Consider the following 20891-nt stretch of genomic DNA (forward strand, 5'->3'; position numbering starts at 1 on the left):
GGAATTATGATGACAAAAGGACAGTTGAGCCTACCGAGGATCATATTTCAGGATCTCATGAATCATAAGGTTCTGCTTTTTCTGTCGTCTGTCGTCATTTTCAGTGCATTAGCCGTCGTGTATTACAGTCATGAAACTCGTGAGTTAACGAACGAATGGGATCGCCAGTTACAAGAGCGAGACAGTTTAGATATTGAGTGGCGGAATTTGTTGCTCGAAGAACAAGCACAAACAGAACACAGTAGAATTATTCGAATTGCAACGAAAGATCTTCATATGAAACGGCCGTTGCCAAAAGAAGAGATTGTGGTGAAATTACCATGAGCAAACAAGCAAAGAAGAAACAGCAACCTCAATTAATCCCGGTTCGTCTATACGTGCTAGTGGGCTTTGTGTGCCTGATGTTTGTTAGCTTAATTGTGCGTGCGGCTTATATTCAGCTCGTTGAACCAGAGCGCTTACGCAAAGAAAGTGATATGCGTACGTTAAGAACAACGAGTACAGAGGTACATCGTGGTTTGATTACAGATCGTAACGGTGAAATGTTAGCAGTGAGCGTACCGGTCAGAGCCGTATGGGTAGATCCCAAAGTCGTACATGAACGTGGTGGCCTAAGAGAACGTCGCCGTTGGCAAGCATTAGCCGATGTGTTGCAACTTCCAGTTGAAAAAGTACTGCAACGGGTTACGGTCAATCCCAAAAAACGTTTTACCTATCTTAAACGACAAGTCACACCTGCTGTCGCCGATTATATTCGCCAGTTAAAATTGCCGGGCGTATACCTTAAAGCGGAATCACGCCGGTATTACCCAACCAGTGAAATTGATGCACAACTTATCGGTATTACTAATATCGATGATAAAGGCATTGAAGGTATTGAACGCGCGTATGACCAATGGCTAACGGGTACACCGTCTAAGCAACAAGTGCGTAAGTCTCGTGATGGAAAAGTCGTTGAAAGACTGGATGTGGTTCAGCAAGGTGAAAACTCCAATGATTTAGTATTGAGTCTTGATCAGCGAATCCAAGCCCTAGCTTATCGAGAGTTGAAGCGAGCAACAGAATACACTCAAGCAACGTCAGGTAGCATTGTCGTATTGGATGTACACACTGGCGAAGTGTTGGCAATGGCTAATACGCCTTCATATAACCCTAATTCGAGGGAAGGTTTGCAAAGCTATCGAATGCGAAACCGAGCCTTAACGGATTCTTATGAGCCTGGCTCAACCATTAAACCCTTTGTGGTTGCAGCTGGTTTAGAAGCCGGAACAATCAAAGAACACGAGCTTATTCCAACGTCTCCGGGATGGATGCGTATTGGTGGCCGTAGAGTAAGAGATTCCAATAATCATGGCGATATGTCTTTATCTCAAGTACTGATTAAATCCAGTAATGTGGGGATCAGTAAAGTGGCGTTGTCAATGCCTGTTGAGCAGCTGTTGGGAACATATCAATCAATGGGGCTAGGAAATTATTCGGGCATTGATTTGATTGGTGAAAGTGCTGGCATAATTCACGATAGACCACGTTGGTCTGACTTTGAACGTGCAACGTTGTCGTTTGGTTATGGACTTACTGCAACACCACTGCAGTTGGCTCGTATGTATGCCACATTGGGCAGCGGCGGAATCTTGTACCCGACATCCATTTTAAAATTAACCAAACAACCTGAAGGACAAAGAGTGCTTGAACCGCATGTTGCTGAAAGTGTGATGAAAATGCTAGTTGGAGTGACAGAAAAGGGCGGTACGGCAACCAAAGCACACATTGCAGGTTACCCCATTGCTGGCAAAACCGGAACGAGTCGTAAGGCCGTTGCAGGTGGTTATGGTGATGATTATGTAGGTTTATTTGCTGGTGTAGCACCAATCAATAACCCAAGACTCGCAATTACCGTAGTGATTAATGAGCCTAAAGGCGATCATTATTACGGTGGTGATGTTGCTGGACCCGTATTTGCAAAAGTGATGTCAGGGGCATTACAAATGCTCAATGTTGAGCCAATTAGCTCAACCGAACAGTCTAGAATGGCGGCTTATTCTCGGGGAGTAAAATAATGCTGATTAAAGATCTCCTTGCGCCATGGTTTCATTACAGTGGCGAAGAGAGTGTAAAAGAATTACAGCTGGATAGTCGAAACATCACTTTAGGTGATGTTTTTGTCGCAGTACCAGGTTACGAAGTTGATGGTCGCAAATTCATTCCATCGGCTTTCGAAAAAGGGGCTAATGCGGCGTTAGTGCATACCGATGAACCGGATGAACATGGAAAGGTGACTCGTTCAGAACAAGGTCTATTGATATATTTTTTTCGTTTAAACGCTCAATTATCAGCATTAGCGATGCAGCGATATCCTATTGACCCAATTCGAATGACGGTAATTGGCGTAACGGGCACTAATGGTAAAACTACAGTGACGCAGCTGATTGCCCAATTGAGTGAAGGCATTGGCAAGACCGCTGCTGTTATGGGAACGACGGGTAACGGATTGTGGGGACAATTGGAAGAAACGGTCAATACTACTTCTGATGCCATTACCGTAATGCGTGAATTACATCGCTATCAAAATTTAGGTGCTCTCACCTGTGCTATGGAAATTTCCAGTCACGGTTTAGTGCAACATCGTGTTGATGCTGTCCCGTTTTCAACAGCAATTATGACCAATTTAAGCCGTGATCATCTTGATTTTCATGGTGATATGCGATCGTACTCCAAAGCTAAGCAGACACTCTTTAAATTTATCAGCCTCAATAATGGCTTATTGAATTTCGATGATGAAACGGCGCAATCATGGCGTTTCGATCTTAAACCTCAAATTGCGAGAAGCTTTAGCTTAAAAGATGATATCAATGCCGAGTTTTACATTGAGGATGCGCAGTTTAGCAATATAGGTGTACAAGCACAGTTAGTTTGGCCAGAGGGGCGGGCACAGCTTGAGTCACCGCTACTGGGTATGTTTAATCTGTCCAATCTTGTTGCGGCTATTGCAGCATTGTATTTAGAAGGTGCAGATATGAGCTTGCTGTTAGAACAAGCAAAATATCTAAAGCCTGCCATGGGTCGGATGGAACAATATCAAAAAGACGATGTTGCTGTTGTGGTTGATTATGCTCATACACCTGATGCACTTGAAAAAGCACTCCAAACACTGAGGCAGCATTGCCAAGGTGATTTATGGTGTGTGTTTGGTTGCGGTGGTGATCGTGACAAAGGTAAACGCCCAATAATGGCGGCCGCCGCTGAAAGTTATGCCGATAATGTGGTACTCACAAGCGATAATCCACGCCGTGAAAAACCGGAGTCGATCATTGAAGATGTACTGACAGGTTTCAATGAACCAGAACGAATTACTGTGTGCGTTGATCGAGTCGAAGCAATTAAGAACAGCGTTCAGCATGCCAAGCAGGGCGATATTATTCTTGTGGCCGGCAAGGGGCATGAAACTTATCAGGAAATTGATGGTGTTAAACATGACTACGATGAGCGTGCATTGATCGCACGGTTGATGGAGGCGTCTGGATGATTCTGTTGTCTCTTTCCGAGTTAGCGAAAGCGTTAAATGCCGACTTAGTTGGCGAAGATTGCCTAATTGAAGCCGTCAGTACAGACAGTCGCTCAATTCCTGAATACGGAATGTTTATTGCGCTCAAAGGTGACCGTTTTGATGCCCATGATTTTGTTAATGATGCATTATGCCAACAAGCAACCGCAATATTGGTTTCAAAACGTTTAGATGTGAGCATCCCTCAATTGGTGGTTGCTGACACTAGGGTTGCTTTAGGGTTGCTCGGCGCATACGTACGCCAGCAACTGGATATTAAAGCGATTGCAATTACGGGCTCCAATGGTAAAACCTCAGTAAAAGAGATGGTGGCGAGTATTTTCTCTGAACAATACTCTGTGCTCTACACTGCAGGAAACTTCAACAATGACATTGGTGCACCATTGACGTTATTGCGCCTAGAGCCACAACATCAAATTGGTGTTTTTGAGCTGGGTGCTAATCACAAAGGTGAAATTGATTACACCTCAAACCTCGTTAAACCTGATGTTGCATTAGTGAACAATATTGGTGCCGCACACCTTGAAGGTTTTGGCAGTATTGAAGCTATCTCAGAAGCGAAATCTGAAATTTATTACCACCTGAAATCAGGTGGAACGGCTGTCGTAAATCAAGACGATAAGTTCGCACCGTATTTAAAAGACGTCGCTAAAGCACACAACATCATCACGTTTGGGTTAAGCGATGGCGCTGATGTCACCGCTACAAACGTACAAAGTACTGTTGATGGCCGATTTGGGTTTACGCTCAAAACAGCCAAAGGTCATCAAGGCATCCAACTCAAACTTTCGGGTCAGCATCAAGTGCTTAATGCACTGGCTGCAACGGCTATCGCGTTAGCGTTGAATGTCGACTTAGAGACGATTAAAGAAGGGCTTGAAAAATTAGAGCTGGTAAAAGGCCGTATGCAACCACATCAACTTGGGCGTTTACTCCTTGTTGATGATAGCTATAATGCCAATCCTTCATCAGTTAAGGCCGCTATTGATTGGCTTAGCGAACGTGACGGCGTTAAGGTTTTGATATTGGGAGATTTGGCTGAGGTCGGTAGCGAGGCATCGCACATGCTGCAAGAGCTCGGTCAATATATTCAGAAAACCTCGCTCACGCATGTTTTGACATTAGGGAATGAGGTAGCTGCACTTTCAAAAGCAAGCCGTTCAAATGGATGTGACGGAAAACATTTTGACAATATTAATAAGTTAAAGAAGTACTTGATGACAAACATTTTCACCCAACAAGGGGCGATTAACTTGTTAGTAAAAGGATCGCGAAGCGCCGCAATGGAACGTGTCGTAGAAGCTGTATTAATCGCACACAACAGCGGGGAATTGATTTAATGCTGGTATACCTAGCGGAGTATTTAACCCAGTTTTATTCTGGGTTTCACGTTTTTTCTTATTTAACGTTCAGAGCCATTTTAGGTCTGTTAACCGCACTTTTATTCAGTTTATGGTTAGGGCCAAAATTGATCGAGCGTTTACAATTGATGCAAATTGGGCAAGTGGTTCGTAATGACGGTCCTGAATCTCACTTTAGTAAGCGTGGCACACCTACGATGGGTGGTTTGCTGATCTTATTTGGTATTTTTGCCAGTGTGTTATTGTGGGGAGATTTATCCAGTCGCTATGTTTGGGTCGTTCTTTTCACTCTGTTCAGCTTTGGATTGATCGGTTTTATTGACGACTATCGTAAAGTGGTCAGAAAAGATCCTAAGGGATTGATTGCAAGATGGAAGTACATATTCCAAAGTCTTGCAGCGCTCGTGGTGGCGTTTTACTTATATTCGAGTTCAGTTCGTCCAGATGAAACCCAATTAGTAATACCGTTTTTTAAAGATGTGATGCCGCAACTGGGTATCTTCTTTGTCATTTTAGCGTATTTCACGATTGTCGGTTCAAGCAACGCAGTTAACCTAACCGATGGGCTTGATGGTTTAGCTATCATGCCGACAGTAATGGTTGCTGGCGCATTTGCGTTAATTTCTTACCTGTCTGGTCATGCTCAGTTTGCCGAGTATTTACATATTCCCTATTTACCAGGTTCTGGAGAGTTAGTGATTGTCTGTACCGCCATTATTGGGGCAGGTTTGGGCTTTTTATGGTTTAACACCTATCCAGCTCAAGTGTTTATGGGCGATGTGGGATCATTGTCATTGGGTGCGGCTTTAGGTGTGATTGCAGTATTAGTTCGCCAAGAGATCTTACTTGTGATCATGGGTGGCGTGTTTGTAATGGAAACGGTTTCGGTAATCTTGCAAGTTGGCTCATATAAGTTCCGCGGTCAACGTATTTTTAGAATGGCACCGATTCACCACCATTACGAATTAAAAGGCTGGCCGGAGCCACGGGTAATCGTGCGATTTTGGATCATCTCTCTATTCCTAGTCATGCTGGGTTTAGCCACCTTGAAGTTGAGATAAAACAATGAAAAGCACTCATACTCATATCGTACTTGGACTGGGAGTCACTGGACTTTCTGTTGTGCGTTATTTGTGTAACCAAGGGATTGTACCTTTGGTGATGGATACTCGTGAACATCCATCGGGTGCAGCAAAACTTCAAGATGAATTTCCTACAGTGCCGCTGAAAACAGGTAGTTTCGATGTACGCCTGCTGATCCAAGCAAATCAGATCATTATCAGCCCCGGAATTGCGATTGATACTCCTGAAGTGAAAGCTGCTATTGACGTTGGCATTGAAGTTATCGGTGATATTGAACTGTTTGCACGTGCGTTAAAAAAACAGCCTCCAAAAGTGATTGGGATTACGGGTTCTAACGGAAAATCAACTGTTACAACGATGGTTGGCGAAATAGCCAAAGCTGCGGGACTCACGGTTGCTGTTGGTGGCAATATTGGTACGCCAGCACTGGACTTGTTGAAATTAGACGCAGACTTGTACGTTTTAGAGTTAAGCAGTTTTCAATTAGAGACCACATCAACGTTAAATTGTATTGCTGCGACGTGTTTAAATATCTCTGCGGATCATATGGACAGATATGATTCGATTAATACCTATCGAGATGCCAAACACCGTTTATATCGTCAATCAAAACTGTGTGTCATTAATCGCCAAGACTCTATGACTAAGCCAATTGAAGCGTCTAATGTAATTAGCTTTGGATTAGATGTACCCGAATCAGATGATTGGGGTATTGCTAATGGCCAGTTTGTTCGTGGCATGAGTGAAATCATGCCAATAACAGACGCCGCTGCCGTTGGCAGTCACAATCAATCGAATATTCTTGCGGCTATGGCACTTGCTGAAGCTGCAGACATCTCACGAACAGCGATGATTGAGGTGGTACAGCATTTTAAAGGCTTAGCACATCGTTGTGAGAAAGTGGACGAGGTTGGCGGGGTCATCTATATCAATGACTCTAAAGCGACAAATGTTGGTGCGACACTGGCAGCATTACATGGCCTAAAGGACGAACTAGGCGACATTATTTTAATTGCTGGTGGTGATGCCAAAGGCGCAGTTCTTAAACCGTTGTCGGAAGGATTAGCGTTTGTAAGTCAGCTAATCGTATTTGGTAAGGATGCGTCCAGCTTAGCGAAGCTCCATAATGACACTCTTGTCGTAAATAACATGAGTGAAGCAGTTATCAAGGCCGCAGAGTGTGCTGATGCGGGTGATATTGTATTGTTATCGCCAGCCTGTGCATCCCTAGATATGTATAAGAATTTTGCCGAGCGTGGCAATGATTTTAGACAAGAGGTTGGGAGGCTGCATGGCAACGAATGATAAGCAGCTTAATCTCTTTGGTACCGAGTTTAAATGGCGATGGCCGAACTGGTTAACGGAAGACCGTAGACCAGGAAATCAGCTATATGACAGAAAACTACTCCTTGCGATTATTGCATTGCTAGCGATTGGTTTTGTAATGGTGATGTCGGCTTCAATGCCAGAAGCCGAAGACTTAAAAGGCAACCCATTTTATTTTGTAAATCGGCAGATTTTTTATTTATGTGGTTGTGTTGTCATCGCTGCAATTACCTTGAGAATTGAAGTGAGCTGGTGGCAGAGAATGAGCCCTTGGATGCTCATCGCTGTGTTTTTAGGATTAATTGCCGTATTGCTGGTGGGGCACACTGTAAATGGTGCAACTCGATGGCTTAACCTAGGCCCAATTCGTATTCAGGTTGCTGAGGTCGCAAAGTTTACCTTTTGTGTTTACTTAGCTGGTTATTTAGTGCGTCGACACCAAGAAGTGCGTGAGCGCATGTTTGGTTTCTTGAAACCAATTTTGGTTTTAATTGGCTGTGCGGGCCTGATTTTGATGCAACCAGATTTAGGTTCAGTAGTGGTGTTATTCGTTATTACTATTGGCTTATTGTGGCTGGCAGGGGCAAGGCTGATTGATTTCTCCTTAATGTTGTTGTTTGGCACTGTTTTGTTCGTATTTTTAGTGGTCACTGCGGAATACAGAATGCGTCGTGTTACGTCATTTTTGAATCCGTGGGAAGATCCTTTTGGCAGCGGTTATCAATTAACTCAATCACTCATGGCTTATGGTCGTGGAGACTGGGCTGGACAGGGATTAGGTAATAGCATTCAAAAGCTAGAATATTTACCTGAAGCTCATACCGATTTTATTTTTGCGGTCATTGGCGAAGAACTTGGCTTCGTAGGCATTGTTGTCATTCTCAGCATTATTTTATTTGTGGTACTACGCGCTATTCAGCTTGGGAATCGTTGCTTACAAGAAAATAAGCCTTTTGATGGATATTTATCTTATGCCATTGGCATTTGGATTTGTTTTCAGACCATCGTTAATGTTGGAGCCAGTATTGGTATGTTGCCAACCAAAGGTTTGACTCTGCCATTTGTCAGTTATGGCGGCAGCAGCTTATGGATCATGATGACGGCAGTGATGTTGTTGATACGGATAGATTATGAAAGACGGTTGGAACAGATACAGGCTGTCCAACGAAGAGGTAGCGCATGAGCGAGATAGGCTCTAAGAATAAAAGGTTGTTAGTGATGGCCGGTGGCACTGGTGGGCACGTATTCCCAGCGCTAGCAGTTGCAAAAGTATTATCCAGTGAAGGTTGGGAGATCCTGTGGCTCGGTACTCGAGAGCGAATGGAAGCCCAAGTTGTACCGAAGCACGGTTTTAACATTGAATTTATTGATATCCAAGGTGTTCGTGGTAACGGTATTGTTCGTAAATTGATGGCACCGATCAAAATCATTCGTTCTATCAGTCAGGCAAAGACAGTCATAGACAGTTTTAAGCCTGATGTCGTGCTGGGTATGGGCGGGTTTGCAAGTGGCCCAGGTGGCGTAGCAGCAAAACTATCGGGCATCCCATTAGTGCTGCATGAACAAAACGCAATACCGGGAATGACCAATAAATTATTGTCGCGCATTGCAACAAAAGTACTGTGTGCATTCGAAGGTACCTTTAATAAACAAGTTAAAGCACAAGTAGTGGGCAATCCTATTCGCCAAGAGCTGATTGAAGAATACGAACAAAGTTCTGATAGCAATGCGCTCAAAGTATTAGTGGTTGGTGGCAGCTTAGGTGCCAAAGTGTTTAATGATTTGATGCCAACCGTGGTGGCAAATTTAAGTGCGAATCAAGCAATAACGGTTTGGCATCAGGTTGGACGAAATAATTTAGATGCCGTAAATCAAGCGTATACAAAACAAAATCAGCAAGATGTCGTTCAGGTTGCGGAGTTTATAGATGATATGCAAGCTGCCTACCGTTGGGCGGACGTGGTTTTATGCCGTTCAGGAGCATTAACGGTGTCAGAACTTGCTGCGATGGGAAAGCCGAGCTTGTTAGTACCGTATCCGCATGCAGTGGACGACCATCAAACCTTGAATGCACAAGTACTTGTAGAAGCCGGAGCTGCATTACTGTTGCCGCAACCTATTGCGACAGTAGATTTATTAGTAGAGAAGCTAACAACGTTGGCTCAGGACAGAAAAGAATTAACACGTATGGGGCAACAAGCACGAAAAGTTGCCATCCTTGATGCGGCAGAAATAGTGGCCGATGTATGCTCCAGCGTAGCGGTGAAAAAATAAAATGACGAATAAAGAGAAGCAAGCAAAACTCAGAGAGCAAATTCCAGAAATGCGTCGAATTAGACGAATTCATTTTGTGGGAATTGGCGGTGCTGGTATGGGCGGTATTGCTGAAGTGCTACTTAATGAAGGCTATGAGATCAGCGGTTCTGATATCGCTCATAATAGAGTCAGTGACCGTTTGGTTGCACTCGGAGCGAATGTCACTATTGGTCATCATGAAAGTAACGTAATCGGTGCGAATGTTATCGTAGTTTCAACGGCTATTTCAGATGCTAATCCAGAGATTGTTGCGGCTAAAGAGCAACGCATTCCTGTCGTTCGTCGCGCTGAAATGCTAGCAGAGTTAATGCGCTATCGTCATGGTGTCGCTGTAGCGGGTACACACGGTAAAACGACAACGACCAGTTTAATTGCATCGGTCTACGCTGAAGCAGAGCGAGACCCAACATTTGTGATCGGCGGTCTGCTTAACAGTGCAGGCACCAATGCGCGTCTAGGAACGAGTCGCTATTTAATCGCTGAAGCCGATGAAAGCGATGCGAGTTTTTTACATTTGCAGCCGATGGTAGCGGTAGTCACCAATATTGAAGCTGATCATATGGATACATATGGCGGTGACTTTGAAACGTTAAAGACGGCATTTATTGATTTCATCCATAACTTACCTTTTTATGGCTTAGCGGTTGTGTGTATTGATGATCCAGTGATCAGAGAGTTATTGCCTCGTATTGGCCGTAAAGTTGTCACTTATGGATTCAGTGAGGATGCTGATGTTCGAGCTATACACTTTAAGCAAAATGGTGCGCTAAGCCAGTTCACTGTGGAGCAAGTCAATGGTGAGTCGATGGATATCGAGCTCAATATGCCAGGTGAGCATAATGTATTAAACGCATTGGCCGCAATTGCTGTTGCTACAGAAGATGAAATTGGAAGTGCACCTATTAAGACATCACTGTTCGAGTTTCAAGGTATTGGCCGTCGTTTTCAAAAGCTGGGTGATTTCAACACACCAAAGGGTGATGTGTTATTAGTGGATGATTATGGTCATCACCCAAGCGAAGTCGCCGTTACCATTAAAGCGGCACGAGAAGCCTATTCCGATAAGCGTTTAGTGATGGCGTTTCAGCCTCATCGTTATTCGCGTACTCGTGACTTGTTTGAAGATTTTGCAGAAGTATTGTCACAGGTCGATTGTTTATTACTGTTGGAAGTTTACGCAGCTGGTGAAGATGTTATTCCTGGTGCCGACGGTCGTGCATTGTGTCGTGCCATCAGGCAAAGAAGTAAAGTAGAGCCGATTTTTGTTGCAGATAAATCACAGTTAAAAACGATGTTGCCTGAATTATTACAAGACAATGATTTATTGCTGACACAAGGTGCCGGAAATATCGGTATGATCTCACGTGAGCTCGTTACGACAGAATTAGGCTTTAATTGTTAATAAACCGATACTAAAGCAAGTTTTTATAAATAAGATATGGCATTCTATTAATAGAAGGAAGTAGCTGACGATAAGTTTTTTGAAAATTATGTAGTCCAAGTTTAGTGATATACAAGGTAAAACGCAGGGCGCATAGCAAAAGTTATGTAACTGAAGTTTTAACGAAGTAGAGTGCTGAAACTGGGCATCATAAAATCGGAAAAATTTATGGTCAGCTACTTCGATGCCAATGCTTGATTAGAAGAAAAAGCGGAGCAGGCAGACAAGGTGAGTTGGAAAGCAAAATACCAAAATTTGTGTGAAAAATTACACCAAGTAAATTGGTATTTAGTGTTTGGCATCACTTTTCTAGGCGTCGTGATTGCAGGAATCGTCGCCGTGTCATTCCAGCTTAAACATATGGTTAATGATGCCAACGAATTGCCAATTGAAGCAGTGGTCATTCAAGGGGAATTGAGATACACCAATGCGCATGAAATACAAGTAGCATTGAGGAGTTTGCTCAGTTCCAGCTTTTTTAATGCCGATGTTGAGCGGGTTCAAGAGCGGTTAGAAGCATTACCATGGGTATATCGTGCTTCAGTAAAGCGTGAGTGGCCAGCTAAATTGAAGGTACTGATTAAAGAGCAAGATGCTGCTGCACATTGGAATACTAAAGATTGGCTTAACCAATATGGTGATGTGTTTAAAGCGCCACTGGTTGAGGCACAAACGGATAAATTGCCGCAATTGTTTGGACCGGATGATTCGGCGAAAGAGGTACTGCAGGGCTATAAGCAAATGAATGCACTGCTGACCATAAATGGTTTTGAAATGAGAGAGCTGAGTTTAACGCCGAGACATGCATGGCATATCCAGTTAGACGATGGCATTGAGTTGAACTTGGGGCGTGAAGACAAAATGAGCCGAGTTCAACGTTTTATTGATGTTTACCCTGAAATCTTGAAACAAGGTAAGCCAATAAAAAACGTAGATTTACGTTATGACACAGGTTTAGCCGTAGGCTGGGCAGATAGGAAAGTGAGAGTCGACAACGAATGACCAAGAACCAAGAAAGAAACCTAATCGTTGGGTTGGATATAGGAACAGCTAAGGTCGCCGTCATTATTGGTGAAGTGATGCCTGATGGTGAAATTACGATTGTTGGCGTTGGTAACCATCCGTCCAGAGGTATGGATAAAGGCGGTGTTAACGACTTAGATTCTATTGTGCGCAGTGTTCAGCGAGCGTTAGATCAAGCGGAGTTAATGGCAGATTGTCAGGTAACTTCAGTTTACTTAAGCATTTCAGGTAAACACATTGCTTGTCAAAATGAAAACGGCATGGTTTCAATCAATGATGAAGAAGTGACTCAAGAAGACGTTGATAATGTGATTCATACAGCACGATCGGTGAAGATCCCCACTGAACGTCGAATTTTGCATGTTTTACCACAAGAATATGCCATTGACGTGCAAGATAGCATCAAAAGCCCAATTGGCATGTCAGGCATGAGAATGGAAGCTAAAGTGCATATCGTAACTTGTGCTAACGACATGGCAAAAAATATAACGAAAAGTGTTGAGCGTTGCGGTTTAAAAGTGGATGATCTGGTATTTTCTGGAATTGCGTCAGCAGACTCTACTTTGACCAACGATGAAAAAGATCTTGGTGTGTGTTTAGTTGATATTGGGGGGGGCACCACAGATATTGCGGTTTATACCAATGGTGCCCTGCGTCACTGTGCTGTTGTACCAGTGGCTGGAAATCAAGTTACCAGTGATATTGCAAAGATTTTTAGAACACCATTATCACATGCTGAGCAAATTAAAGTGCAGTTTGCGAATGCAAGAAGCTCGACAGTGAGCCGAGAAGAAAATATTGAAGTACCGTCAGTAGGCGGGCGACCTTCTCGTTCTATGTCTCGTCATACATTGGCTGAAGTTGTAGAGCCAAGATATCAAGAGATGTTCGAACTGATATTGCAAGAGCTTCGAGACAGTGGTTATGAAGACCAAATCGCAGCCGGAATTGTGATCACTGGTGGTACCTCATCGATTGATGGTTCAGTCGATGTTGCTGAAGCAACATTTGGTATGCCAGTGAGAGTTGCAGCACCTTTGAAAGTCAAAGGGCTATATGAATATGTAAGTCAGCCGATATACGCAACGGGTATTGGTTTATTGCACTACGGTGCAAGACGTTTAATCGATAAAGAATTAGAGCGCCCAGAACGTAATGGCGTGACAAGTTTTTTAAACCGGGCGAAAAGCTGGTTTAAAGGTGAGTTTTAAGTTTACAAGCAGGCAAATATGGAGTTCATAATATGTTTGAGATAATGGACACACACTCAGACGAAGCGGTGATTAAAGTCATCGGCGTCGGTGGTGGCGGTGGCAACGCCGTTGAACACATGGTTAGACACAACATCGAAGGTGTTGAGTTTGTAGCAACCAATACCGATGCGCAAGCATTACGTAAATCTTCTGCTGGTTCTACTATCCAGCTTGGTCGTGATGTCACTAAAGGATTAGGGGCAGGAGCGAATCCAGAAATCGGTCGCATGGCGGCTGAAGAAGATAAAGAAAACATTCGTGCCGCAATTAAAGGTTGTGACATGATTTTCATTGCAGCTGGTATGGGTGGCGGTACAGGTACCGGTGCTGCGCCAGTAGTGGCAGAGATAGCAAAAGAAGAAGGCATTCTTACTGTTGCTGTAGTCACTAAGCCATTCCCATTCGAAGGCAAAAAGCGCATGACGTTTGCTGAACAGGGAATTGAACAGCTCGGTAAGCAAGTGGATTCATTAATTACGATCCCGAACGAAAAACTATTAAAGGTTTTAGGTCGTGGGACGTCTTTATTAGATGCTTTTGCTGCAGCAAATAATGTATTACTTGGTGCCGTACAAGGTATTGCTGAGCTGATCACTCGCCCAGGTTTAATTAACGTCGATTTTGCAGACGTGAAAACCGTGATGTCTGAAATGGGTAATGCCATGATGGGAACTGGAATTGCGAGTGGTGAAGACCGTGCTGAAGAAGCGGCCGAATCAGCAGTTGCAAGTCCGTTACTTGAAGATATTGATCTAGCTGGTGCTCGTGGCGTGTTAGTTAACATCACCGCTGGCATGGATATGAGCATCGAAGAGTTTGAAACTGTGGGTAACCACGTGAAAGCTTATGCTTCTGATAATGCCACGGTAGTTGTTGGTGCGGTTATCGATCCTGAGATGAGCGATGAACTCCGTGTAACAGTAGTTGCAACCGGTATTGGCGCTGAAAAGAAGCCTGATATCACGTTAGTGAGCAAGCCTGCACCGAGAGATATTCCAGTTACATCAGCTGAACCAGTAACGGTTGCTACTGCTGAAAAGATTGCCGTTGATGAACCCGGTATTGCAACGGCCTCTGGTAATGTAGTGCAAGTGGGGGTAAGTCAAGCGCAAGCCGCACCTGCTCAAGCTCAAAAGAGTGAATTGGACTATCTCGATATTCCGGCATTCTTACGCAAGCAAGCAGACTAAATGAGAAAATAAGCGCTAACTCAAAAGCTAGTGCTAAACAGTGACACAGATCACTTAAATTTGTATTTTAAGTGGTGATTTTTTGTGTCATTGCAAAAGTGTGTTAGGATATCCGACCAGCCAAACCTGCCTGCGGTTTGGTTGTAGTTGGGATGTCGATATTTCTGTCGCAATTTACGGTACAACGATAAACGGGTAACTGAATGATTTTTCAAAGAACAGTTAAGAAAATGGTAAAAACAACTGGAGTAGGATTGCACTCTGGTAATAAAGTAACACTTGCCATACACCCTGCACCAGTGAACACTGGAATCGTATTCATGCGTACCGATCTTGATCCAGCGGTTGCTATCCCAGCAAAAGCAGATCAGGTTCGTGAAGCCATGTTGTGTACCGTGTTAATGAATGATGAAGGTGTGAAAGTGCAAACTATTGAACACTTATTCGCTGCATTAGCAGGTTTAGGTATCGATAATGCCATCATCGACGTTGATGCGCCAGAAATCCCAATCATGGATGGTAGCGCAAGTCCATTCGTGTATTTATTGCAATCAGCAGGTATCGCTCAACAAGCAGCACCTAAAAAATATCTACGTGTTAAGCAGTCAATTAAAGTTGAAGATGGCGACAAGTGGGCGATGATTACTCCGCATCAAGGATTTAAAGTTGATTTTAAAATCGACTTTGACCATCCAGAAATCGCGCGTAGTCAGCAACACATGGTGATGGACTTCTCGACTGATGGTTTTGTTAAAGACATTAGCCGTGCACGTACATTCGGTTTTATGCGTGATATTGAATACCTAAGGGCAAACAACCTTGCTTTAGGTGGCAGCATGGAAAACGCAGTTGTACTTGATGAGTTTAAAGTACTTAACCCTGACGGTTTAAGATACGATGATGAATTTTTAAAACATAAGATCTTAGATGCATTTGGTGATCTTTATGTTGCTGGGCATGCTATTGTTGGTGAGTTCTCTGCATACAAAACAGGGCATGCGCTGAACAATAAACTTGTTCGAGCGTTGTTAGCCCAGCAAGAAGCATGGGAACTTGTGAGCTACGAACAAGAGTCAGATGTTCCAGTGAGCTTCATGGCTCCAGATAATTCAAGCGTTTTCGCTTAATCTGAATCAGAATGCCTTTGACGGCTGGCTCTAGCAGCCAGCCGTTTTAGTTTTAGCCCTAAACTTCCCTCTGTGTGTTCGGCCAAGGCCTCAATATGTGAAGCCGCTGTAACACTGAGCTTAGCGTAACTTGGCTCACCCTTTGGGGCACTAGATCGCATCCTTGGGTTGACTTTAACGTCAATTGCGGTGAGCATTGGTAACGCTTCGCTTTGAAGTTTAAGTAATAAATTACTTTTTTGAAAATTGAGTCGAGCCGCCCAAGTAGAGGATGATACTTCTACAATTAACGTACTTTCACGGAAGTTGGCGACTTTTATTTGCTCGACGACAGGACCTGTTAACTGCTGTTTAACAACTCGGTCCAAACGTAATAATAATTCAGCTTTCTCTTTTAGCTCAGGTAAACGGCCTGAATGGTTTAGAAGTTGACTGAGATCTTGAGGAAGCTTTTTCATAATTTAAATATTGGCTTATCGTTAATGAGTGTAACTGTATTTATTCAAGGCAAGAAAGGCGTTCAACGTTTGCATTTAGGCAAACGCTGGTTATTTCTGCCTGCGCTGATGTTAGTCGGCATCACAAGCTTTTACCATTATAATAATGAACGCTTTGCAGATCAGCAAGCCAACATGGACTCAGTTAAAGCTTTACGTAATGTGCAAAAGCAGCAAGTATTAGAATTAAAGCATGCCACAGAGTCACAATTATCTTTACTTGTTACTCATGTTGCACGCTTGCAAGCAAAAATGACCCGTCTCGAAGCTCTTGGCCAGCAAGTCGCTAAGCAAAACAAACTTGATGACCAATTTGATTTTTCATCAGAAGTTGGAGTTGGTGGTGTCAGTGAATTGGGCGATAATATTGAGCTAGATTCATTGATTTCAGATATGGATAAACTGGCCAATCACCTTGATTATAATCAAACCCAACTCTCAGTACTTGAAACTGTCGTTTCTAATCTCCATATAGATAAAGAACGTTATATTTCTGGTCGACCAATTAAAAAAGGTTGGCTCTCTTCACCATTCGGTTTGCGTAATGATCCATTTACTGGCCGCAGAGCAATGCATAAAGGCATTGATTTCGCAGGCAGTGAAGGCGAAGCAGTAGTCGCTACCGCAGCTGGTGTCGTGACATGGTCAGGCAGTATGTTCGGCTATGGTAATTTAGTGGAAATTGACCATGGTAACGGCTTAAAAACTCGCTACGGTCACAATGAATCGTTAACGGTCAACGTCGGCGATGTTGTGACAAAGGGACAACGAATAGCGAATATGGGCAGTACTGGCCGTTCGACTGGCCCTCATGTGCACTACGAAGTATTGCGAAATGGAAAGCAAATTGATCCGCAAAAATACGTCTACCGTAAGGCAGGCTAAGAGCAACCTCGGCTTTATTAGAATTGAATTTTAGCCTTTTAAATATAAGTGATTCAGATGTTTGGAAAATTACTGACAAAAGTTTTTGGTAGTCGTAACGAGCGTACCCTTAAAGGTTTAGGGAAAGTCGTTAATCAAATAAATGCGTTGGAAGCTGAGTACGAAAAGTTCTCGGATGAAGAATTAGCAGCAAAAACAGAAGAGTTTAGAAAGCGCTTAGAAGCAGGTGAAACTCTGCAAGATATCATGGCGGAAGCGTTTGCTGTAGTTCGTGAAGCGTCAAAGCGTGTTTTCGATATGCGTCATTTTGACGTACAGATGTTAGGCGGCATGGTACTTGACAGTAACCGTATTGCAGAGATGAGAACGGGTGAGGGTAAAACCTTGACGGCAACACTTCCTGCATATTTAAACGGCTTAACAGGTAAAGGTGTTCATATCATTACCGTGAATGATTATCTTGCCAGTCGTGATGCAGAATTTAACCGTCCGTTATTTGAGTTCTTAGGGCTAAGCGTAGGCGTTAACGTTGCTAATCTTTCTCCAGAAGATAAGAAAGCAGCTTATGGAAGTGACATCACTTACGGAACCAACAACGAATTTGGTTTTGACTACTTACGTGACAACATGGCATTTTCGCCAGCAGAACGTGTACAACGTCCACTTCACTACGCATTGATCGATGAAGTCGATTCGATTCTTATTGATGAAGCACGAACGCCTTTGATCATTTCTGGTGCGGCAGAAGACAGCTCAGAGATGTACACCAAGGTCGATAAGCTGATCCCTAATCTTGTTAAGCAAGATAAAGAAGATACGGAAGAATATACTGGCGATGGTGATTACACTATCGACGAAAAAGCAAAACAAGTTCATATGACTGAACGCGGTCAAGAGAAAATTGAGCAACTACTGATTCAAGTAGGATTATTACCTGAGGGTGATTCACTGTACTCAGCGGCAAACATCTCTTTATTGCATCATGTAAATGCTGCACTTCGCGCTCATACCTTATTTGAAAAAGACGTTGACTATATTGTACAAGATGACGAAGTCATTATTGTTGATGAGCATACAGGCCGTACTATGCCAGGTCGTCGTTGGTCTGAAGGTTTACATCAAGCTGTAGAAGCAAAAGAAGGTGCAAACATTCAGAATGAAAACCAAACATTAGCGTCAATTACCTTCCAGAACTATTTCCGTATCTATGAAAAGTTGGCGGGTATGACTGGTACAGCGGATACTGAAGCATTCGAATTCCAACAAATTTATGGACTCGATACTGTTGTTGTTCCAACCAATAAGCCAATGGTCAGAGATGATCGTGCTGATTTGGTTTATCTAACAGCAATGGAAAAGTACAACGCTATTCTTGATGATATTCGAGACTGTCGTGAGCGTGGCCAACCAGTACTAGTGGGTACCGTTTCGATTGAACAATCTGAACTTCTTTCGCAAATGATGAAGAAAGAAAAAATCCCACATTCAGTATTGAATGCAAAATTCCACGAAAAAGAAGCCGACATTGTTGCCGATGCGGGTCATGCGGGTGTAGTGACCGTTGCTACTAACATGGCAGGTCGTGGTACTGATATTGTATTGGGTGGCAGTTGGGCAGCAGAAATTGCAGCACTTGAGAATCCAACGGATGAGCAAATTGCAAAAATCAAGGCTGACTGGCAAGTACGCCATGATGAAGTAGTTGCCGCAGGCGGTTTACATATTTTAGGTACTGAGCGACACGAATCTCGTCGCATCGATAATCAGTTACGTGGTCGTTCAGGACGTCAAGGCGATGCCGGTTCATCACGCTTCTATTTATCTATGGAAGATAGCTTAATGCGTATCTTCGCTTCTGACCGTGTTTCGAGCATGATGAAAAAGCTCGGTATGGAAGAAGGTGAAGCAATCGAGCATCCATGGGTATCACGTGCAATTGAAAATGCACAGAGAAAAGTTGAAGCACGTAACTTCGATATTCGTAAACAATTACTCGAGTTCGATGACGTGGCCAATGACCAACGTCAGGTGGTGTACTCACAGCGTAATGATCTTATGGATGCAGAAAGCATTCAAGATACCATAGCAATGATTAAAGAAGACGTACTTAATGGCTTAATTGATCAGTACATTCCACCACAATCTATTGAAGAGATGTGGGATGTAGAAGGTCTTGAGACTCGTCTTCTACAAGAGTTTGCAATGCCACTGCCGATACAAGAATGGCTAGATAAAGAAGAAGACCTTCACGAAGAGACATTACGTGAGCGTATCGTTAATACTTGGGGTGAGTCGTACGTAGCTAAAGAAGAGATGGTCGGTGCTGAAGTCTTACGTCAATTTGAAAAGTCAGTAATGCTACAAACCTTAGATCAATTATGGAAAGAACACCTTTCTGCGATGGATCATTTACGTCAAGGTATTCACTTACGTGGTTACGCACAAAAGAATCCTAAGCAAGAATATAAGCGTGAATCTTTTGAGTTGTTCCAACAAATGCTAGATAGCTTGAAATACGATGTTATTAGCATCCTTTCTAAAGTTCAGGTTCAAGCGCAATCTGATGTAGATGAAATGGAACAGCGTCGACGCGAAGAAGAAGCACGTATTCATCGCGAATTTCAACATGCTGAAGCTGAATCAGTGGTAGGTGGTGATGAAGCGCTCGAAGCTCTGGCTGGACATACTCCAACGGTTCGTGAGGGGGAAAAAGTAGGTCGTAACGATCCTTGCCCATGTGGATCAGGTAAAAAGTACAAACAATGCCATGGTAAAATCAGTTAAATAACCATTTAAAGCATTAAATAAAGAAAGGCGTATCGATTCGATACGCCTTTTTTTGTATTTTGCATGTAATACATAGGTACTCAAAAGCAAATATATGAGCTGAAATCGCAAGGCAATCTACGAAAAAAAGCTAAATGTGGATAACTTTAGGGGTAAGTCGTGAGTTAAATGTGTGTATTCTGAAGATAAAAAATAAATGCAAAAAACTTAAAAAAAGGGGTTGCACGGTTTCAGAATCTCCCTATAATGCGCATCCACTGACACGGCACAACAGCTTCTTAAGCGATTAAGCAGCAGGTTGGTGAGTCGGATAGCCTTGAGCTTCAAGGTTAAAAGTGTGGCAAGTTTGAGTTCAAGCTGAACACACTTTAAACGGTCGAAAACTTTCTTTAAAATAAGTTTAAAAAAAGTGTTGACGACCACAGGGAAATGCGTAGAATACGCAGCCCTAGCCCGCTGAGAACAAGGTTCCAACGGGGTGTTTCGAAAAACGAAACACATTGCTCTTTAACAATATATCAAGCAAATCTGTGTGAGCACTCACAAAGATAGATTGTCTAAGTTATCCATCTTCACTCTTTGCAGTAAAGAATGGGTAACCAAAAAATTTATCAATGATGATGTTCATGCAAACTTTCAAAGTTTTAATTAACTTTGAACATGCAAATTTAATTCAGCGAAAGTTGGATTATAAATTTTTTGCTTTTAGCTTTTTCTCTTATAAAGAGGAAAAAGCTGAAGACAAGAAATCGACAGAATTCATTGAGTAAAGTCTTCGGACTTAAAATTAAACTTTTAATTGAAGAGTTTGATCATGGCTCAGATTGAACGCTGGCGGCAGGCCTAACACATGCAAGTCGAGCGGTAACAGAGAGTAGCTTGCTACTCTGCTGACGAGCGGCGGACGGGTGAGTAATGCCTGGGAATTTGCCCAGTTGTGGGGGATAACAGTTGGAAACGACTGCTAATACCGCATAAACCCTACGGGGAAAAGGGGAGGCTCTTCGGACTTCTCGCAATTGGATAAGCCCAGGTGGGAT

General features: G+C 43.1%; 15 protein-coding genes, 1 rRNA gene and 1 pseudogene. 16 read left to right on the forward strand and 1 reads right to left on the reverse strand.

The window, feature by feature from the left end:
• The first annotated feature begins 9 nt into the window (after positions 1–9).
• The 13 genes and pseudogenes from ftsL to lpxC all read left to right on the forward strand — a co-directional run bounded on the left by ftsL (position 10) and on the right by lpxC (position 15682).
• Positions 10–324 carry a cell division protein FtsL gene (gene ftsL / locus JQC92_RS02825; RefSeq protein WP_204998224.1) on the forward strand — a complete coding sequence of 105 codons (315 nt, stop codon included), beginning with the start codon at positions 10–12 and terminating at the stop codon, positions 322–324.
• Entirely contained in the window at positions 321–2057 is a 1737-nt protein-coding gene (locus tag JQC92_RS02830; RefSeq protein ID WP_204998225.1) for a peptidoglycan D,D-transpeptidase FtsI family protein, read from the forward strand. Before ftsL ends, JQC92_RS02830 begins: the two co-directional genes overlap by 4 nt.
• Positions 2054–3523 carry a UDP-N-acetylmuramoyl-L-alanyl-D-glutamate--2,6-diaminopimelate ligase gene (gene murE, locus JQC92_RS02835; protein WP_204998240.1) on the forward strand — a complete coding sequence of 490 codons (1470 nt, stop codon included), beginning with the start codon at positions 2054–2056 and terminating at the stop codon, positions 3521–3523. The genes JQC92_RS02830 and murE overlap by 4 nt, the downstream gene beginning before the upstream one ends.
• Positions 3520–4902 carry a UDP-N-acetylmuramoyl-tripeptide--D-alanyl-D-alanine ligase gene (locus JQC92_RS02840; RefSeq protein ID WP_204998226.1) on the forward strand — a complete coding sequence of 461 codons (1383 nt, stop codon included), beginning with the start codon at positions 3520–3522 and terminating at the stop codon, positions 4900–4902. The genes murE and JQC92_RS02840 overlap by 4 nt, the downstream gene beginning before the upstream one ends.
• Positions 4902–5984, forward strand: a complete 1083-nt coding sequence (gene mraY / locus JQC92_RS02845; RefSeq protein ID WP_204998227.1) for a phospho-N-acetylmuramoyl-pentapeptide-transferase — start codon at positions 4902–4904, stop codon at positions 5982–5984. Before JQC92_RS02840 ends, mraY begins: the two co-directional genes overlap by 1 nt.
• Before the next feature lie 4 nt (positions 5985–5988).
• A complete protein-coding gene (gene murD, locus JQC92_RS02850; protein ID WP_204998228.1) occupies positions 5989–7311 on the forward strand; it encodes a UDP-N-acetylmuramoyl-L-alanine--D-glutamate ligase in 1323 nt (440 codons plus the stop codon).
• Positions 7298–8515, forward strand: coding sequence for a cell division protein FtsW (gene ftsW / locus JQC92_RS02855; protein ID WP_204998229.1), 1218 nt, complete (start codon positions 7298–7300; stop codon positions 8513–8515). The genes murD and ftsW overlap by 14 nt, the downstream gene beginning before the upstream one ends.
• Positions 8512–9606: an undecaprenyldiphospho-muramoylpentapeptide beta-N-acetylglucosaminyltransferase gene (murG, locus tag JQC92_RS02860; RefSeq protein ID WP_204998230.1), complete on the forward strand. Its 1095-nt coding sequence runs from the start codon at positions 8512–8514 to the stop codon at positions 9604–9606. The genes ftsW and murG overlap by 4 nt, the downstream gene beginning before the upstream one ends.
• A gap of 1 nt (position 9607) precedes the next feature.
• Complete coding sequence (gene murC / locus JQC92_RS02865; RefSeq protein ID WP_204998231.1) at positions 9608–11050, forward strand: UDP-N-acetylmuramate--L-alanine ligase; 1443 nt, start codon at positions 9608–9610, stop codon at positions 11048–11050.
• Between the two features lie 267 nt (positions 11051–11317).
• A pseudogene (locus JQC92_RS02870) lies at positions 11318–12143 on the forward strand (cell division protein FtsQ/DivIB).
• On the forward strand, positions 12088–13323 hold the full coding sequence (ftsA, locus tag JQC92_RS02875; RefSeq protein WP_129945152.1) for a cell division protein FtsA: 1236 nt from the start codon (positions 12088–12090) through the stop codon (positions 13321–13323). Before JQC92_RS02870 ends, ftsA begins: the two are co-directional and overlap by 56 nt.
• Positions 13324–13355: 32 nt before the next feature.
• The gene (gene ftsZ, locus JQC92_RS02880) at positions 13356–14555 is read left to right on the forward strand and encodes a cell division protein FtsZ (RefSeq protein WP_204998233.1); all 1200 of its coding nucleotides are present in this window, start codon (positions 13356–13358) and stop codon (positions 14553–14555) included.
• A gap of 203 nt (positions 14556–14758) precedes the next feature.
• Positions 14759–15682 carry a UDP-3-O-acyl-N-acetylglucosamine deacetylase gene (lpxC, locus tag JQC92_RS02885; protein WP_204998234.1) on the forward strand — a complete coding sequence of 308 codons (924 nt, stop codon included), beginning with the start codon at positions 14759–14761 and terminating at the stop codon, positions 15680–15682.
• Here the strand turns inward: lpxC and JQC92_RS02890 are convergent.
• Positions 15679–16140, reverse strand: a complete 462-nt coding sequence (locus tag JQC92_RS02890; protein ID WP_204998235.1) for a DUF721 domain-containing protein — start codon at positions 16138–16140, stop codon at positions 15679–15681. The genes lpxC and JQC92_RS02890 overlap by 4 nt on opposite strands.
• 24 nt (positions 16141–16164) lie before the next feature.
• Between JQC92_RS02890 and JQC92_RS02895 the strand changes: the two genes are divergently transcribed.
• The 3 genes from JQC92_RS02895 to JQC92_RS02905 form a co-directional block, all read left to right on the forward strand.
• On the forward strand, positions 16165–17064 hold the full coding sequence (locus tag JQC92_RS02895; protein ID WP_204998236.1) for a M23 family metallopeptidase: 900 nt from the start codon (positions 16165–16167) through the stop codon (positions 17062–17064).
• A gap of 57 nt (positions 17065–17121) precedes the next feature.
• Positions 17122–19848: a preprotein translocase subunit SecA gene (gene secA / locus JQC92_RS02900; protein WP_204998237.1), complete on the forward strand. Its 2727-nt coding sequence runs from the start codon at positions 17122–17124 to the stop codon at positions 19846–19848.
• A gap of 799 nt (positions 19849–20647) precedes the next feature.
• A 16S ribosomal RNA gene (locus JQC92_RS02905) occupies positions 20648–20891 on the forward strand; the annotation flags it as partial.

This window comes from Parashewanella hymeniacidonis (genome assembly GCF_016900895.1).
Classification (GTDB): Bacteria; Pseudomonadota; Gammaproteobacteria; order Enterobacterales; family Shewanellaceae; genus Parashewanella; species Parashewanella hymeniacidonis.

Coding starts and splice junctions, on each gene's coding strand:
- JQC92_RS02830 (WP_204998225.1), top strand. CDS start 321: ATGAGCAAACAAGCAAAGAAGAAACAGCAACCTCAATTAATCCCGGTT.
- mraY (WP_204998227.1), top strand. CDS start 4,902: ATGCTGGTATACCTAGCGGAGTATTTAACCCAGTTTTATTCTGGGTTT.
- JQC92_RS02895 (WP_204998236.1), top strand. CDS start 16,165: ATGAGTGTAACTGTATTTATTCAAGGCAAGAAAGGCGTTCAACGTTTG.
- JQC92_RS02840 (WP_204998226.1), top strand. CDS start 3,520: ATGATTCTGTTGTCTCTTTCCGAGTTAGCGAAAGCGTTAAATGCCGAC.
- JQC92_RS02890 (WP_204998235.1), bottom strand. CDS start 16,140: ATGAAAAAGCTTCCTCAAGATCTCAGTCAACTTCTAAACCATTCAGGC.
- murC (WP_204998231.1), top strand. CDS start 9,608: ATGACGAATAAAGAGAAGCAAGCAAAACTCAGAGAGCAAATTCCAGAA.
- murG (WP_204998230.1), top strand. CDS start 8,512: ATGAGCGAGATAGGCTCTAAGAATAAAAGGTTGTTAGTGATGGCCGGT.
- ftsA (WP_129945152.1), top strand. CDS start 12,088: ATGACCAAGAACCAAGAAAGAAACCTAATCGTTGGGTTGGATATAGGA.
- murD (WP_204998228.1), top strand. CDS start 5,989: ATGAAAAGCACTCATACTCATATCGTACTTGGACTGGGAGTCACTGGA.
- ftsW (WP_204998229.1), top strand. CDS start 7,298: ATGGCAACGAATGATAAGCAGCTTAATCTCTTTGGTACCGAGTTTAAA.
- ftsL (WP_204998224.1), top strand. CDS start 10: ATGACAAAAGGACAGTTGAGCCTACCGAGGATCATATTTCAGGATCTC.
- lpxC (WP_204998234.1), top strand. CDS start 14,759: ATGATTTTTCAAAGAACAGTTAAGAAAATGGTAAAAACAACTGGAGTA.
- ftsZ (WP_204998233.1), top strand. CDS start 13,356: ATGTTTGAGATAATGGACACACACTCAGACGAAGCGGTGATTAAAGTC.
- secA (WP_204998237.1), top strand. CDS start 17,122: ATGTTTGGAAAATTACTGACAAAAGTTTTTGGTAGTCGTAACGAGCGT.